Annotated in this window: 10 protein-coding genes and 1 tRNA gene; 2 read left to right on the top strand and 9 right to left on the bottom strand. The window is 38.7% G+C overall.

What is annotated here, in order from left to right; all coding sequences use genetic code 11:
* Window position 1: 1 nt before the first annotated feature.
* From ADHAQ_RS0102115 to ADHAQ_RS0102105, 3 genes are all read right to left on the bottom strand, one after another.
* Entirely contained in the window at window positions 2–2,473 is a 2,472-nt protein-coding gene (locus ADHAQ_RS0102115; protein ID WP_026461523.1) for a glycoside hydrolase family 95 protein, read from the bottom strand.
* Between the two features lie 50 nt (window positions 2,474–2,523).
* On the bottom strand, window positions 2,524–3,540 hold the full coding sequence (locus ADHAQ_RS0102110) for a zinc-binding alcohol dehydrogenase family protein (RefSeq protein WP_026461522.1): 1,017 nt from the start codon (window positions 3,538–3,540) through the stop codon (window positions 2,524–2,526).
* A gap of 294 nt (window positions 3,541–3,834) precedes the next feature.
* A complete protein-coding gene (locus tag ADHAQ_RS0102105; RefSeq protein WP_034256504.1) occupies window positions 3,835–6,201 on the bottom strand; it encodes a glycoside hydrolase family 127 protein in 2,367 nt (788 codons plus the stop codon).
* 1,021 nt (window positions 6,202–7,222) lie between these two features.
* On the opposite strand from ADHAQ_RS0102105, the gene ADHAQ_RS24265 reads away from it, so the two are divergent.
* Window positions 7,223–7,855, top strand: a complete 633-nt coding sequence (locus ADHAQ_RS24265; RefSeq protein ID WP_051359661.1) for an alpha-ketoglutarate-dependent dioxygenase AlkB — start codon at window positions 7,223–7,225, stop codon at window positions 7,853–7,855.
* Window positions 7,856–7,957: 102 nt separating this feature from the next.
* Here ADHAQ_RS24265 and ADHAQ_RS0102095 read toward each other — a convergent pair whose 3' ends face one another.
* The 5 genes from ADHAQ_RS0102095 to ADHAQ_RS0102060 form a co-directional block, all read right to left on the bottom strand.
* Window positions 7,958–8,572, bottom strand: a complete 615-nt coding sequence (locus ADHAQ_RS0102095; protein ID WP_026461520.1) for a class I SAM-dependent methyltransferase — start codon at window positions 8,570–8,572, stop codon at window positions 7,958–7,960.
* A 275-nt stretch (window positions 8,573–8,847) separates the two neighbouring features.
* Window positions 8,848–9,756, bottom strand: coding sequence for an NAD(P)/FAD-dependent oxidoreductase (locus ADHAQ_RS0102090; RefSeq protein WP_026461519.1), 909 nt, complete (start codon window positions 9,754–9,756; stop codon window positions 8,848–8,850).
* A 1,458-nt stretch (window positions 9,757–11,214) separates the two neighbouring features.
* Window positions 11,215–11,589: a hypothetical protein gene (locus ADHAQ_RS0102070; RefSeq protein ID WP_026461516.1), complete on the bottom strand. Its 375-nt coding sequence runs from the start codon at window positions 11,587–11,589 to the stop codon at window positions 11,215–11,217.
* A 621-nt stretch (window positions 11,590–12,210) separates the two neighbouring features.
* Window positions 12,211–12,284 (bottom strand) — tRNA-Arg (locus ADHAQ_RS0102065).
* A gap of 73 nt (window positions 12,285–12,357) precedes the next feature.
* The gene (locus tag ADHAQ_RS0102060) at window positions 12,358–13,065 is read right to left on the bottom strand and encodes a TVP38/TMEM64 family protein (protein WP_245590562.1); all 708 of its coding nucleotides are present in this window, start codon (window positions 13,063–13,065) and stop codon (window positions 12,358–12,360) included.
* A 296-nt stretch (window positions 13,066–13,361) separates the two neighbouring features.
* On the opposite strand from ADHAQ_RS0102060, the gene ADHAQ_RS0102055 reads away from it, so the two are divergent.
* Complete coding sequence (locus ADHAQ_RS0102055) at window positions 13,362–14,501, top strand: cystathionine gamma-synthase (RefSeq protein ID WP_026461514.1); 1,140 nt, start codon at window positions 13,362–13,364, stop codon at window positions 14,499–14,501.
* A 175-nt stretch (window positions 14,502–14,676) separates the two neighbouring features.
* Here the strand turns inward: ADHAQ_RS0102055 and ADHAQ_RS0102050 are convergent, their stop codons facing one another.
* Window positions 14,677–15,675, bottom strand: coding sequence for an OmpA family protein (locus ADHAQ_RS0102050; RefSeq protein ID WP_051359660.1), 999 nt, complete (start codon window positions 15,673–15,675; stop codon window positions 14,677–14,679).
* Window positions 15,676–15,788 lie beyond the last annotated feature (113 nt).

Here is a 15,788-nt window from a genome sequence, read left to right as displayed (position 1 = left end):
GTTATAAAGCAGTAATTGTATAGGTTTTACCAGCTTGGGTTGGTACATCGTAAAGCAAGGTTTCTTTTAAATTTACCGGGGTTATAGTGGCTTGAGCCGATACAATAGCGGCCGGGGTTTCCTCTACCTGGTAAAAGGGATTAAGATTGTTGCCTGTGGCTTTTTTTAAGGAACCGCCGGCTAATGTTATAGAATTCGGCACACGTAAACGCAGGTTACCTCCCAACCTGGACTTGATAACGGCTTTTACCAGTTTGCCATTCTTCCATTGCAGGCTCTCTATTTCAAAGCCGCCAATGGCCCGTAAGCCTGTAATACTACCGCTTGCCTGCCATACATCGGGCAGCGCCGGAAGTAAATGCACGGCCCCGTCGGCGCTTTGCATCAGCATTTCGGTAATACCCGACGTACAACCGAAATTGCCGTCGATTTGAAAGGGAGGATGCGCATCAAAAAGATTGTTATAAGTCCCTCCGCCTTCTCCACCTCGTCCGCGCGTTGTGCTTACCGGAGAAAGGTGATTCTGAATTAATTTATATGCATGGTTCCCATCCAGCATCCGGGCCCACCAGTTTACTTTCCACCCCATACTCCAGCCCGTAGAAATATCGCCGCGGTGCGTTAAAGTAGTTTTGGCAGCGCTGTATAATTGAGGGGTGCGGTAAGGCGAAATCTGATTAGAAGGAAACAACCCGTATAAATGCGAAATATGCCGGTGATTATCTTTCGGGTCATCAATATCATCTAACCACTCCTGCAACTGACCATGCTGCCCGATTTGCATTGGCGGCAAACGTTTCCGCATTTGTTTTAAGGTATCAATAAAGGCAGCGTCTTTTTTTAGTACTTCGGCTGCCTTGATGGTTGAGCTGAAAATATCAAAAACAATCTGGTTGGTCATGGTGGTACCGGCATCCAAAGAAGAGCCCTGGTGGGCTGCGGGAGCATTTTCCGGAGACATATCCGGATTAATAACTAGCCATTTTTTGGTAGGGTGTTCGATTAAAAAATCAACGTAAAAAGTAGAAGCCTCTTTTAAAACCGGGTAAACCGAAGCCAAAAAAGCATTATCGCCGCTGTATAAATAATGTTCCCACAAATGCTGGCTTGTCCAGCCACCAGCGCCATTCCATACGCCCCAGGTAGCGCCATCAACCGCTCCGGTAGCTCGCCAGATATCGGTATTATGGTGTGCCGCCCAACCTCCGGCACCATACATATCTTTAGCTGTTTGCCGACCGGTAACTGCTAACTCTTTTACCATTTGCAAAAACGGTTCGTGCAGTTCTGCCAAATTGGTTTTTTCGGCTGGCCAGTAATTCATCTGAGCGTTGATGTTAATGGTGTATTTACTATCCCAGGGCGGTCGCACCTTATCGTTCCAGATGCCTTGTAGGTTGGCAGGCTGCCCACCCGGTTGGGAGGAGGAAATCAATAAATACCGACCATACTGGTAATAAAGCGTCACCATCTGCGGGTCATTCACCGATGCAAATTGCTTCAAGCGTTCATCAGTAGGTAGATTGGCAGAAGCCGTACTGCCCAAGTCCAACTTCACTCGTTTGAAATATTTCTGGTACGCCGCAACATGCGCTGGTAGAATATTGGCAAAAGATTTCGGATAGGCTTTATTTAAGTAATCCGCTGCCCGTTTTTCAGCATCGCCACTTACATCCTGGTAATTATTAAAATTGGTAGCAATGGAGATATAAATGGTGGCCGTGTTTGCATTTCTAATAAAGAGGGAGGTATCATTGGCTGCAAGGGTGCCGCCATCTAATTTTATTTTAGCAATACCTTTAAAATTGACCATACCTTTTACTGTTTCGTGATCCATGGTAGTCCCAGATGTGGTTAGCTCTTTAGTGGCAGTCGTCTGAACGACGGTTTTAGGCAAGGGCTTGGTAAAGGATGCATGAAAGGAAAGACTACCCCGTTTGCTGGCCGTTAAGCGCATCACTATTACCCGGTCCGGAAAGGAAGCCAAGGCTTCGCGTGTATAGGTCACTCCATTTACGGTATAAGTGGTTTTGGTGACAGCTTTTTCAATATCCAGTTCCCGGTTATAATTAGTGTATTTATCATGACCATTGAAGCTTAGTTGCAGGTTGCCTACTGGCTGAAACATTTGCCCGTGTGATTTTTTCGTGATAATGGCTTTGTTGGCTAGCTTCTCAGCGTCCTTTTGTTTACCGGCAAAGATGAGCTGACGTATTTTAGTTAATGAATCCAGTGCCAGTGGATTATCATTCCGATTCGGGCCACCGCTCCATACCGTATGTTCATTTAGCTGTATAATTTCTTTTTCTACGTTGCCGTAAACCATTGCTCCCAAACGGCCATTACCAATAGGCAAAGCATTCTCCCAGGTGTTGCCAGAGGGCGTTTTATACCATAACTTTAAACCCGGTTTACTTTGGGAGAAGCCAGTTATGGTGATCAACAGCAAAAAGGCAAAGAATACTTTATTCATTTCATAATAAGTTAAGCTTAGTAGGCTATTCTGGTTAATAATCCTTTGTCTTAGGGTATTTCCACTATGGCTTTAATGACTCCGGTTTCCGGGTTTAACCAGCTTTCGAATTGTTCTTTAACCTGATCAAACTGAACCCGGTGCGTGATATAGGTTTTGGGGTTAACTAAACCATTTTTGAGCGAAGAAATAACGTGTTCAAAATCCTCCCGGGTGGCGTTTCGGCTGCTCATTAAGGTGCCTTCGCGTTTATGAAATTCCGGATGACTAAAGGTAATCTCGCCTTTCTGTAAACCAATTAAAACAAACCGGGCTCCGTGGGCCATATATTGAAAAGCATTGTTAATAGCTTTCTGGCTGCCAGTAGCATCCATTACCACCGTTGGCATATCGCCGTTTGTTATTTCCTTTAATCTTTCCAGTACATCGGGAGCCAGGGCGTTTATGGTATGTGCTACCCCTAACTTCTCTTTGCAGAACTGTAACCGTTGTTCGTTTATATCCAGAGCAATTACTCTGCCTCCGGCAATTCGGGCAAATTCCATGGTGCCCAAACCTATTGGCCCAGCCCCTAATACCAACACCCATTCTTCGGGTTGTACCTGAGCCCGACGTACGCCATGTGCCCCAATAGCCAATGGCTCCACTAAAGCCAGTTCATCATAACTTAAACCTTCACCGTGTAATAAAGAAGATGAAGGCACCGATAAGTACTCCACCATACCACCATCTACATGAACACCACATACCTGCATCTGCGTGCAGCAATTAGGTTTCCTATTGCGGCAAGCAATACAATTGCCACAATTAAAATAAGGGATGAAGCATGCTTTTTCTCCAGGTTTAAAATCTGAGTTACCACCAGTATCTACTAATTCACCGGCTAATTCGTGGCCCAATACGCGGGGATACTGAAAAAAAGGTTGCGTTCCTTCAAATGCATGCAAGTCGGTTCCGCAAATTCCAATGCGTTTAATTTTCAGCAGGGCCCGATTTGGTTCCAACTTTGGTTTTGCACCTGTAGTATATTCCAGTTCCCCTGGTTTGCTGCACACTAACACCTTCATAGAAAAAATCTTAAAAACAAAACTACTGGATCTTACTTACCGGAGATTTTACCTCCTTTTTCTTATAATTATGTTAATTTTTATAATGCTTTTTTGTAAGCTGTAATAAGTAATAAGCTGGATTTAAAACTTTACTCCCTATATTTTTTACTTCTATGCGTACAGGAAATTTTGCTATACCTTATTTTCGTACCAGACATAATCTCCATTCTTTTGTTATTTTTCATTTCTGAAAAATTAAAATAAGCTCTTCTATTAAAAAAATTTAGTAGCACTTATATAGCTTTATCAATCTTACTTCAATAAGTAGATAGAAAATATTCTGGGTGTTTTCGAATTACCTGTAGCCAAAATTTTAACATCTAAAGAGTTGTCAGAAGATTGGGTAAATTCAGCTGGCAAATTAAAATCAACTACAAAACCATTGGCTGTGCTGCCATTCTGAGTTAAACTTTTTTGAATTGGCTTGCCCTTAACTAATAAGGTAAATGGTACTTGCTTGTCGGCCTCATGAAGGTTAATCCGAATAGTTTTTCCTGCCCTGGTTTTATTGTCTAGCTGATAGCTAATCCAGCTGGTGGTATTGCGCCAATGCCAATCGTTCAAACTTCCGGATTCGGTTTTTTCTCCTTTAAACTGATGCTCCACTTCCGATTGTTGTTCTCCTAAAGCTACGTGGTCCACGGTTCTGGCTTCCAGAGCTATTTTGTCTGCTTCATTTTTCTTTAAATTTTCCTGTAGCTGCTGTAATCCCTCTTTATCGGTTACGCGCCAATAAATCATATACCGGGCATCATTAATTGTGTAGAAAGGTTGCAGAACTATATTTTGGAAAGCAGCAGGCTGAATAACGGATGAGGCGGAAAAGGCTAAGGTATTTCCTTTTACAGGTGTTAATTTAATAGCATTATCCTGATCCTGGCTGGATTTAACAATAACCGGAGCAGTGTAAATCGGATACAGTTTACCATTGGCCACATGTCCCATTCTGCTATTATCAGCATACAAACCAGTTAAATTAGAAGTATCTGTTTTAGCGGCTAATACAAGTGGTCCATAGATAAAGCTAGCCCAAGGTGAGCCATCCGGCAGGTATTCCAGTTTAGCCTGCATAGGCAATACTACGTCAATAACATCGCCGGTTTTCCAGGTTCTATTAACCACGGTGAAGCCAGCTGCATTGGTCGTTGCTTTCCAAGCTTTCCCGTTTACCCGCACTTGCATTTGTCCGGCACTTACCCAACCTGGTTTGCGGATATGGAGCGCAAAGGACAACGGCTTTTTAAGGGTTAACTTTATAGAAGATGTCTCTTCGTTCGGGAAGTTGGTTTGTTGTAATAAGGTAAGGCCTTTTTCTTTCCATTCCAGCTTGGAGGGCATAAAGAGATTGACATACAAATCCTGAGAACTATGAGCGTAAATTAATTCGGCATATTTTCCATGATTTTCTAAACCTGAGCCAACGCAACACCAAAAACTTTCTTGCGGACTAGAATAAACCCGGTAATGTTGGGGCCGCATGGGGGTAAAATATACAAAGCCGCCATTGGGATGCTGCGAAGACAATATATGGTTGTACAACGCCCGTTCATAATAATCCAGATATTCTCTTTTGGGATTTGTCAGGAACAGTTGCTTCGTTAAATGCACCATGTTGTAAGTATTGCAGGTTTCGGGTCCTTGCACATCATTTATCATGGAAGTAAAGTCAGAACTCGGGTGAAAATGCTCCCGGACACTGTTTCCACCAATAGATACCGTACGGTTATTTACTACCGTTTTCCAAAAAAAGTCGGCTGCATTTTCCCATCGGGTATCACCGGTAATTTCAGAAATACGTTTAAACCCAATTACTTTTGGTATTTGCGTATTGGCATGCATACCGGTTAAAGCATCTTGATTTTGCAATAAAGGAGAAAGAAGATGCTGATGCGAAAATTTACGAGCAGCTTCAACATATTTCTGGTTTCCAGTAATAACAGCTACATCTGCCAGAACTTCGTTTATACCACCGTGTTCACTTTTAAGCATTTGCTGTATTTGCTCTTCAGAAAGGTTGCGCGTGAGAGTAATAAACCAATCGGAAAGTTTAATTAAGCTTTGCCTGGCTTTTTCATTTCCGGCAATACTATAGGCATCTATTAAACCTGCTAATAACTTATGCAGATTATAAAGAGGTACCCATTTATCGTTTAAAGAAAAACTGTTTGCGTTTATTTTTCCTTGCGCAATTTCATTCCACATGGCTTTACCACCCGGCACACCACTTATGTAGCCATTCCCGTTTTTTATTTGACAGGAATCTAACCAATCTATCATGTAACCGAGTCGCTGGTGGATTTCTTTATTGCCAGTTGAGGCATACATATTTGCAAGCGCTGATAAATAATGCCCGCCTATATGCCCATCCAAACCCGTGTTTTCCCAATTCCCATAATTAGGTTTTTTTGGTTCAATGCCTGCTTCTTTAAGAAAAGGTGCTAATAACCTATCAGGATCTAATTTTAAAATATAGGCTAAATCCGTTTTTTGAGCTTCCAGAAAAGGCCCTTTTACTACTTGAACAGCTGATAAGGGAAAGGGAGATAAGGCTTGTTGGCCATAACAAGCTGAGGCAGTCCAAATAAAGAAAATAAATAATAAGAAGCTGTTTTTCATCATACTAAAAATTACAACCCTATGTTCATTATCAAATTAAAATTTATAGAATCCTTGGTAGTGTTTTTATTTTGAAAAATTTCTATTTCCTGATGGCTTTTAACCGGTTTAAAATGAAATTTTTAATAAGTGTAAAATTAACAATTATCTTTAGAAATAGAACTTTTGTTTAAATTTTATGCATAAAAAATTTGGAGGGTATTAAATACTAGTGTTTTATAAAAGAAAACTCAATTTAAATAGCACGCTCATTTACCTGTAATGGAAGTTTTATAATTAAAAAATTTTCAAACCCTAAACCATCATGGGCGCTGTATTAAGGTATATCTCCTTTAAAATACTTGTTGTTTATTTTTTGAAGCAGGGGTGAAGGCAAGTCAATATGAATTTTCAGGAAGGTTCTAGGTAGTAGATTTTTTTTCGCCTTTTTAAATAAAGTAAATTTCAATCATATCATTTCTAAATTCAGAAACCTTAGCCCGTTAAGCTGACTAGGTATAAAGCGCCAAATGATTGGAAGATTACTTTCCAAATATGATCCCACTAATTTCTATAATGGGTGCTTGCTGCTATTGTCGTGTTACATGTCAATTTTTTGCCGGAAACTAATGGAAGAAAAACAGGCAGGCGGCCCTGGTCATGGGCTAATATATTGTAAATAAATATTTTGTTGATGTGCTGGGTCTGTTGATTTCGCATGATTAGGAATTTCCAGCCACGCAGGAAATGATCCTGTTAAATCTTGTAAAGGATTTGTTAGTTATTTTGGTCACTTTATCGCTATCTGAATAGGAGGGTTAAGTTGGCATTAAGACATAGTTTAAATAGTGGTTTAGCTAAATGAGCCAGGCAGGGGGGTAAACATGAACAATAAAAATTTTTAAATTATTGGTTTGTGGTTGTATGGCTGTTTCTAATTAAAAAGTTGTTGGTCACTAAGGTAAACATAACTTAAAGGGATGCGTTAGCCTTTAAAAATCTTTAACCAATTGCCTTTTTATCACGAGCGCCAAACAATTTTAAAATGGAAACAGCAGTACCAGGGTTGCTACTATACCATGATTTTATTAGTGAATCATTGGAGGAGGAAGTGATAAAGGAAATTGACAGCCAAATATGGGTTGTGGATTACAACAGGAGGTTGCAGTATTATGGTTACAGGAATGAATTGGAAGCTCCGTATGCGCTAGTGAAAATTCCAGTTCCTATGCCTCCACTGGTTCAAAAACTGTCAGAGCAAATAACAGAAAAGAAGATCGTATCTCTCCTTCCAGACCAGGTCATTATTAATGAGTACGCTCCGGGAGAGGGGCTCAGGCCTCATAAGGATAGAAACTATTTCGAAAACCAAATCTGCGGTGTTAATCTTGGCAGTGGTTGCATCATGCGATTTATAGAAATTAAGGGAGGGGTAGTGGTAGATGTGGAGGTTCCCAGACGTTCAGTATATGTTATGCAGGATGAGGCTAGGTATAAATGGAATCACTCCATTCCTTCCAGAAAAAAAGACATTGTTGATGGCAACGTGAAACATAGGGAAAGAAGGCTCTCTATCACTTACCGCAAGGTCATAATGAAGAAAGTTAAACCCATTAACCCTGATGGTAAAGTGGCGCAGATGCTACGCGAACAATTAAATATAAATTTTGATATTTAATAGGTCTAGCGCGGAGTGGCTGCATGCGTTGTTATAAAAAACGTCTTATCTCGATTTGAACTCTATTTTACTAGGCCGCTGGTATCGGTAAATTTGGTTAGGTCAGTTTTCTGATTTAGTCTTTTTACATTTTATTAGGTAAAATGGGTAGTTTTCTGTTACATCTGTTATTTCAAAAAGTCCGGATTTTCCAAACTCTTCCTCTATCGTTTCTCTGTCGTAAAAGAAAATTTTTACTCCACCAAACATTTCAAATCTGTCTTTGCTAATTAAAGTTCCTTGCCTATAAGTTTGAGCTTCTTTAGTTATTGCCGTAAAAACCATAAAACCGTTTCCTGAAAGTTGGTTATAACAGTCTTGGATTAGCTTTTCTCTTTCGGCTTTACCTAATAAGTAAATTAATCCGTAACAATATATTCCGTCATACAAGTTGTTGTCAAAAGGCATTTCAGTTACAGAACCATGATAAATTTTCAGGTCGTTTCCATAATGTTTTAGACCTAGATCAATGGCAGTTTGTGAAATTTCAATGCCTGATACAGTCATGCCATTGTCTCTGAAAATTTGAGCATTTCGCCCGTAACCAATGCCCGGAATAAGTACAGATTTTACATTATGCTCTATAAAAAAATCATTTGTCAATACAGTTGATTTGGCAGGCTCTAAACCCCACATTTCTTGTTTATCCTTAAATGCTTTTTCCCAAAAGTCTATCATGGTTTTCAATCTTGATACAAATTTTAGATGCTAAAACTTGGCAGTAAATCCTATACTGCTACTGTTGCTGGAATTTAATCCGAAAATACATAGGCTACCTTTATCTCTTGAATTTGTGCGTCCACAATGAAAAGGAAAAGCAGTTTCGTTACGGTTAAAGTTTTTTTTCCAGTTGGTGTTTTCCTTCTGAATTAATCTTGGAAATTTTGTTTGCCTGAATTTTACTTTAGAGGTCTGTTATAAAAGCTTCTTCCATATATAAAAAATAATTTTAATTAAAAATCTGCGGCTGTAAGTAAATTATTTACCATTGCACCTGCAAAATTTCCACTATACACGGCATTAGCTACAGAACGCATCATAACTGAGTTATCTCCGCAAGCAAATACACCCTCAACAGTTGTTTTCTGAAAGCTATCTACTTGGATGTATCCTTGTTCAGTAAGTTCGCAACCCAATGAAAGAGGAATGTCTGAATGTTGTGTGAACGGGATTGCTGCATAGATAGCGTTAAATTCTAATTGGCTGCCATCCTCAAAGATTACGTTTTTTACTTGCCCGTTTTCGTGTTCTATTCCGGAAATGTTAGTTTCTATAATTTTTATATGATGCTTGTTTAGCTTCTCAATTTGTTCTGAATTAAAACCCGCTTTCCCTGTAGTCAATATCGTAATCTTTTTTGTCAGATTATTGACCAATGAAGCAAGATGAAATGCTTTTGCTCCGTTTGCCATGATGCCTGTATTTTGGTTATGATACTCGAAACCGTGGCAATAAGGACAATGAATAATAGAAATACCCCAACATTCTGCAAATCCCTTGATGTCTGGCATGATGTCTTTTATTCCTGTTGCAAATACTAATTTTTTTGCTGTGAATTTGTCATTTGCATCCGTAATTATTTCAAAGCCATTTATTGTTTTGGTTCCAGTGCTGGCAAGACCATTATAAAATTTTACAGTTTCATATTTTTCCACTTGTTGTTTGGCAAGCGTTGAAATTTCTTTTGGGGTTTTTCCGTCTTGGGTTAAGAAGTTGTGCGAATGAGGTGTTTGCCTATTACAAGGTAGTCCACTGTCAATTATTAAAACTTGACGCAATGAACGCCCTAGGGCCATTGCAGCAGAAAGCCCTGCGTAACTTCCGCCAATAATGATTACTTCATAATTTTTATCCTTTGGCATGTGATTATTTTTTTAATTGTGATTAATGGGAAAGGTAAAGTCAAGGCTGTAAGAGCAAGTTTACCTTGTTGTATAATTTCTTTTCTCTGTATTTATAAATAAGCTATAGGCAAAGATATGATTATTTTTTATTAATGCGACTATGTTGCATTAATAATTGCAAAAGTGGTGGACTAATATTTTTAAAATTATTTTGTGCTATAAGGAAAACGAAGTAATCCTGCAACGAATGAGGCTGGTTAGTCTGGTTAATTAAAGGGAGGTTTACATTTAAAGAAGTGTCAACTGTTTTGGTAGGGGCTACCTCTATTTCTTTGCAACTAACAACTTTAAAATGAATAGGGAGGTGATTTGTTAAATTAATAACACCAAAAGTTGAATTAATAAATAATCAATTTAATTCCACCTTATTTAAAAGCTAAGGGTAGTATACTATAGGCAATAAGGTGTTTTACTAGCTGTACTTAGCTATAACTAGAAAATCCCCGTTCATGCGGAAAGAAGGGAGCGGCAATCAATTTATACTTATGAGATTCTATATAAACCTTGCCCATTTCAGGGTTTCAAATTTTAATTGTATTAAACCCGCCACTTATATCTGGCCGATCATTGAAAGTACAGGAGCTAACCTGACGGGCCATAGCATAAAATTAAATTGGGCGGGTATCAAATAATAATACTAATGCCACGCTAATAGTTGATATCCTAATTACTTGTGTAATCTGCAGGGACAAATAAATTAATTACCCTTAATTTGCCATACATCATCAATTCTAGCCAAAGAAGTAAAAACAGGTAAATTCTTAATTTTATATTAGATATCGACTAAAACAAATTCGACTTAATTAATCCTCTTGTAATAGCGCCTTTTATAGCAATTATTAATACTATATAAAGTCCACTCTGAATAAAAAATAAATAACTCCTGTCATTTAATGTGGCTTTGTCGGCTATAAAGAACAACCATAGGATATTAGTAATAATAACTACAAATATGAAAATCCAGAAAGCTACTGCTTTCAGGTTAATGCTTATGATGGATTTTGTATTTGTAGAAGGTTTTGCTTCCTGACTTATGCCTGAACAACATTTGTTCAATCTAATCATTTCACTAGATTAAAAGCACGTTTACGTCTCCTGGCGTGGATACTGTTAATTTCGTTAATTGTGTTTTTAATGGATTTAGTAAAGATGATTATAACACATAAAATGCCAAAAAGTACCATAGTACATCCTATAAGAAGCGGTAAATCAAATTCTTCCATTTGTGTATTTGTTGTATAGTATTAACTTATACAAAAATAAAAGATTGGATTAATTAATAAAATTAAACTTTTGCTGGAAAATTAGGATTATTATGTGATATTTGATTTTGAAGTACTTTATTGGTACAGTTTAAAAACAAAAGCCAGCAAAAAGCTGGCTTCAGGTAAAATAGTGGTAGGTATAGTAAAAGTATTATTGAATGGCTAATAAGTTAGCTTGTGTAGTCGCTAAATAAGCAGAAAAGGCTTTCTTTTGCGAGTCGTTTAATAAAGCACTTACTTTTGCAGTATAAGTATCTTTAATTTGTTGTAATTGGATGTGTAGCTCGGCAGCATCTGTATATGTTTGTTTAGCTGCTTGTAAATCTGCTAACTCAGCTGCGGTTAATTTCTTGATCTGGATGTATTCAAATTCGTTGAAACGAAGCAGCTCCTGTAACTGGCGAACTTCTACTCTTACCTGCTGATCTAAAGTAGCATCAAATCTTTTCTGATCCACAGTTCCATTAGCAAATCCTACTGTTGAAAGTACTAATGTGAAGGCTAATAGTAGTAAGTGCTTTTTCATATCCTTTATGCTTTTTATCTCTGTTGTGCTCTTTTGATATTCAAATGTACTTTATAGAATATAGCCTACGGCTATATTTAGCTTAACCTATACTAACTTTCGTTAAACACTTCTTTTTACTCGGTGAACAGTTTTTTAGAAGTTAAACTATATTCTATAAAGAGCCTTGGAACAACTAGACTTTAGTGTTCAATGGGGTTGTTTTTGTTGCTTTTGCTGTCTTCGCTTACTGCCAAACATCTGCATTTTCTTTTCTGGTTTTCTTTTATTTTTTTCGTTAAAAGAAATGCAAATGAAACCAAACAGTTGAGGGAACAAAAGAGAATAATCTTAACAAAAGACCAATATTAGCAAAGAATCTATTAAAAGGAATTTTGTATTTCGAGAGAAAGCCACTCTATTGTTGTATTATGTTCTTCAATATTAGCTTTAAATTGATCCTTATTTCAATTAACAACTGCCTTTTTGCAGGAGTGATAATAAATTTTGAGGGAAGCCACCTTCCCCTAATTTAAATAAACAGCTTTAAAATCACTTATTGCCTTACCCAAACACACAACAGTATTGTATGTAATAAAAAAGCCACTTACAAGTTTTACCTCGTAAGTGGCTTTTTTTATGTGGTCGCGTAGGGAGTCGAACCCCAAACCTTCTGATTCGTAGTCAGATGCTCTATCCAGTTGAGCTACGTGACCAGCTTTATCGTTTTGATGGTGCAAAGATAGGCATAAACTATTATCTAAAGCAAGCCTTGCCTGAAATTATTTTCTAAAATTTTGCTTTGGTACTCCGCGCCAAAGCCTTTTTCAGGGCTTTATTAAAGATGTAATAGAGCCCAAATACTGATATTAGGATTAATACCACCACCAAAATTTTGCCCTGATTACCGGTGTTGTCATTGTTAATCAGGGTGATAATATTTTGGGCTTGAGTGCCCACCCAGAAAAAGAAAAGTGTACGCGGCAACATGCCCCCCATACTTGCCAGCAAAAACTTTTTTCTATCCACCCGCATAATAGATAAGATAAATGTCATGAAAGCGAAGGGAAGTACGGGGGAGATACGGGTTAAAAAAATTAAACTCCAGCTCTGGTTGCGCAATTCTTCCATTACGGCGGCGGCTTTATTGAACCGGTTCAGGAAGCCAAGCATTTTACCCTGGTCAATAAGTTGGGCTACCTGGTATCCCAGCAAGGAAGCCAGTCCGTAAGATACTACTACCCCAACAAACCCAGGCCAGCCAAAAAAATACCCGGTTACCAAAGCCACAAAGGTGGTAGGCGTAAGGGCAAAGGTCATGGTAAAAGAAACTACTGCAAAATACAACAGGGCAGGCCCAAAAGATAAATTTTGTAATACCCGTTGGTAGTCGTAAAGAAAGTAGGCAAGCGTAGAACTTACTACTACCGGCATTACCACCAAAAGCAATAATGAAAATAAGGTAGAGGCGTTTTTTCGGAGAAGCTCTTGCAGCACGGCTTTTAGTATTTTAAATTTATAGCTGAAAGTTAAACGTTAAAAATTAATTTGGGCTGTAAATTTTGCCTGCTTTACCCATTAGTAGGAGAAAAAGCTTCTGCCGGGATAAAAGGCTGCTCTTTGTTATTTAATCAAAAGTAGCAGCTATAGCCCTATAATAAGTATGAGTTTATGAAGGTGCTGTTAATTACTGGTTCCCGGAGAAAAGAATCATAAATTAACTTTGTCCAGGATTTATAAGTTTTAACTAACGAAACTTTTAACTTGCAGCCAGATAAATAAAACTTATTCTTATGAAATTCGGAACTAAAGCTATACATGCCGGCGTACACCCGGACCCAACCACCGGTGCCATCATGACGCCAATTTACCAGACGTCCACTTACGTACAGGCTTCTCCGGGAAACCATAAGGGGTATGAATATTCCCGTACGCATAACCCTACCCGAACAGCCCTGCAGGAAGCCTTAGCGGCTTTAGAAAATGGGAAGCATGGTTTATGTTTTGCTACCGGTATGGCCGCCATCGATACATTAATCAAGACACTAAAGCCTGGTGATGAGGTAATATCTACGAATGATTTGTATGGGGGCAGCTATCGGATTTTTACCAAAATTTTTCAGCAATACGGCTTGAAATTTCATTTTGTACCCATGAGTGATATTACAACCATTGAAGGTTACATTAATGAAAATACCCGTTTAATCTGGATTGAAACCCCTACCAACCCACTTTTAAATATTATTGATATTAAAGGGGCTGCCGCTATTGCCAAAAAACATAACATATTATTAGCGGTGGATAATACATTTGCTACTCCTTACCTGCAAACGCCATTAGATTTAGGTGCGGATATTGTAATGCATTCGCTTACCAAATACATGGGTGGGCACTCCGATACCGTAATGGGAGCTTTAATTGTAAACGATGACGATTTAGCGCAGCGGTTGGCCTTTATTCAGAATGCCAGTGGTGCTACGCCGGGCCCGCAAGATTGCTTTTTGTTATTACGGGGTTTAAAGACTTTGCATATTCGTATGCAGCGTCATTGCGAAAATGGCCGGGCAGTAGCTCAATTCTTACGGGAGCACCCTAAAGTAGAAAAAGTATTTTGGCCAGGCTTCGATAATCATCCAAATCATGAAATTGCTAAATCGCAGATGCGGGATTTTGGCGGCATGATTTCTTTTGTACTGAAAGGCGATAAAATGGAAGATGCGATCAAGGTGTTGGAAAAATTTAAATATTTTTCATTGGCAGAATCTTTAGGAGGGGTAGAGTCACTTTGTGGGCATCCTGCCTCTATGACTCACGCCAGTATTCCGCGTGAAGAACGTTTGAAAGGCGGATTGAGCGATTCTTTAATCAGGTTAAGTGTAGGCATTGAAGATTACGAAGATTTGTTAGCTGATCTGGAGCAAGCTATTGGGTAGTATCAGTAATTTACATTCATTAAAGCAAAAAAGCCCGCTTACAGGAACGGGCTTTTTTGTTGTTAAGGATTAACATAATTCTATGTTCTAATTTAGAAGTGCTGAACTATACTATTTCAATCAGGTATTTTGGGCCGTGAATTGTGGATTTTGGGCCAAGGATTTTAAATTAACATTAATTCTTCTCCAGAATCTGAAAAAGTTCATCCAGTTTAGGGGTAAGAATTATCTCGGTCCGGCGGTTTAGCTGGCGGGTTTCGGAAGAAGTGTTTTGAGCAACCGGTACAAATTTAGATCGGCCAGAAGGCGTAATCCGTTCAGAATTTAAACCTGATTCGGTTAAGATACGGGTAATCTCAGTAGCGCGTAATACACTTAAATCCCAGTTATCTTTCATGCCCACCGTGCCTTTGGCTACTGGTACGTCATCGGTATGACCTTCTACCAGCACATTTACATCTTGCTGGTCTTTTAAGGCGGCAGCTAGTTTTTGTAAAGCTTCCTGTCCTTTTGGGTCTACTTTGGTGCTGCCTGATTTAAACAACAATTGTTCAGATAAAGAAACATATACCTTGCCATTTTTTACATTCACCGATAAGTCGCCGGCTTTAAAGCCTAATAAGGCATTACTTACTTTGGATTTTAAGGCGTTAACGGCTTTGTCTTTCTCTGCTAAAACCCGTTCCAGTTCGTTTAAACGCTCTTCTCTGGATTTTAGATCTATGTTTAATTTGTCTACCTGGGTTTTGCTTGTTTTTAAGCTGGCTTCTAAATTTTTTAATTCCGCTTCGCGACGGGCTAAATCTCCGGATAAACGACTAGTTTCGGAAGCACTATTGGCCAATAAACTTTCATGGCTTTTCAGGAGCTTATCATAAGTATTATTTAGCTCTTTATAAAGTTTCTGGGTTTTCCGAAGTGCCAGTCCCGTCTGCGCAGAGTCTTTCATTAACTGGCGGCTGTTGTTGGTCATCCGTTCCAATTGTTCCTGTAATGATTTGCGCTCGGACTGCACTTGTTTCATAGCTTTTTCACAGGCGGCAATGTCTAAATCCAATTTAGCTTTGCGGGCACTCATTTCCTCAAATTTCTTTTTGGGAACCACACAAGAAGCAAAAAACGAAATCAATAAAATAAAAAAGTAAGTTTTGTGAGAAGAGAAAAGGTTTATCATATAGGTTAATAAGTCAAGCCTACAAAGATAAGAAAAGACCGTTTGGGCAAAAGCAGATCAAAATTAAAATTCAGGACGAACCTATTACAATCGAAGCTTCTACAATGATAGTA

The organism is Adhaeribacter aquaticus DSM 16391 (assembly GCF_000473365.1).
Taxonomy (GTDB): Bacteria; Bacteroidota; Bacteroidia; order Cytophagales; family Hymenobacteraceae; genus Adhaeribacter; species Adhaeribacter aquaticus.
Note: the sequence above shows the minus strand (reverse complement) of the source record. Positions and strands in the feature narration are given on the sequence as shown.